The sequence below is a fragment of the Streptomyces sparsus genome (assembly GCF_054776295.1).
On the sequence record NZ_BAAHCA010001245.1, the window covers coordinates 1 to 1,162 of the forward strand.

General features: G+C 76.0%; 2 protein-coding genes. Both read right to left on the reverse strand.

The window, feature by feature from the left end:
• Positions 1–34 precede the first annotated feature (34 nt).
• Positions 35–517 carry a 2-C-methyl-D-erythritol 2,4-cyclodiphosphate synthase gene (gene ispF, locus ACYVE9_RS27680; RefSeq protein ID WP_461030633.1) on the reverse strand — a complete coding sequence of 161 codons (483 nt, stop codon included), beginning with the start codon at positions 515–517 and terminating at the stop codon, positions 35–37.
• A gap of 88 nt (positions 518–605) precedes the next feature.
• The coding region (locus ACYVE9_RS27685; protein ID WP_461030632.1) for an IspD/TarI family cytidylyltransferase at positions 606–1,162 on the reverse strand (557 nt) is incomplete at its 5' end.

Sequence of the window (1,162 nt, forward strand, 5' to 3'; positions counted from 1 at the left end):
CGGGGCGTACGCGACGGCGGGTGTCTCGGGCGGTTCAGTCGGCGGCGAGCACCAGGGCGGTCGCGATCGCGGCGAGTCCCTCGCCGCGGCCGGTGAGGCCGAGCCCGTCCGTGGTGGTGCCGGAGACGGAGACCGGAGCGCCGACGGCCTCCGACAGGGCCCGCTGGGCCTCGGCGCGGCGCTTGCCGATCTTGGGTCGGACGCCGATCACCTGGATGGACACGTTGCCGATCACGAAGCCCGCGGCCCGGACGATGCGGGCCGCCTCGGCGAGCAGGGTGACGCCGGAGGCGCCGGACCACTCGGGGCGCGCGGTGCCGAAGTGGGCGCCCAGGTCACCGACGCCGGCCGCGGAGAACAGCGCGTCGCACGCGGCGTGGGCGGCGACGTCCCCGTCGGAGTGCCCGGCGAGCCCTTGGCCGCCGCTGTCCGCCTCGGACCACAGCAGCCCGGCACACCACAGCTCACGGCCCGCCTCGAAGGCGTGCACGTCGGTGCCGACACCGACCAGCGGCATCCGGACCGGGGACGGCACCGCGGGCGGCAGCACCGCCGACGGCTGCCCGGCGGGGGGCAGCGGCTCGTGCGAGCGGCGCTGGGGGTGGTCAGTAGCCATCGTTGGCCCTCCGGCGGGCGAGTACCGCTTCGGCGAGCACCAGGTCCAGCGGCCTGGTCACCTTGAACGCCTCCTCGTGTCCCGGTACGACCACCACCGGCCGTCCCAGCCGTTCGACCATTCCCGCGTCGTCGGTGGCCCCTTCGCCTTCGCAGGCGACACGTTCGTGCGCCTCGGTGAGCGTGGCCCGGTCGAAGCCCTGCGGGGTCTGCACGGCACGCAGCCGGGAGCGGTCGGGTGTGCCGAGGACCGGTTCGGCACCGCCGTCGGCGCGTGGCTCGACCTCCTTGACGGTGTCCGCGACCGGGAGGGCGGGCACCACGGCGGGTGACCCGGCGCGCAGGGCGGCGATCACCGCTTCCACGGTGTCGACCGGTACCAGCGGGCGGGCCGCGTCGTGCACCAGCACGCTCGCGACGTCCGGTGGCAGGGCCTCGATGCCGCAGCGCACCGATTGCTGGCGCGTGTCGCCGCCCGGCACGACCAGCAGTTCGGTGCCGTCGGCCGGCAGCGGGTGCTCGTCGAGCAGCCGCCGCACCTCGAGGG

Excerpts from the sequence above, each read along its gene's own strand:
- ispF (WP_461030633.1), bottom strand. The coding sequence starts at position 517 with ATGCCGCTGGTCGGTGTCGGCACCGACGTGCACGCCTTCGAGGCGGGC.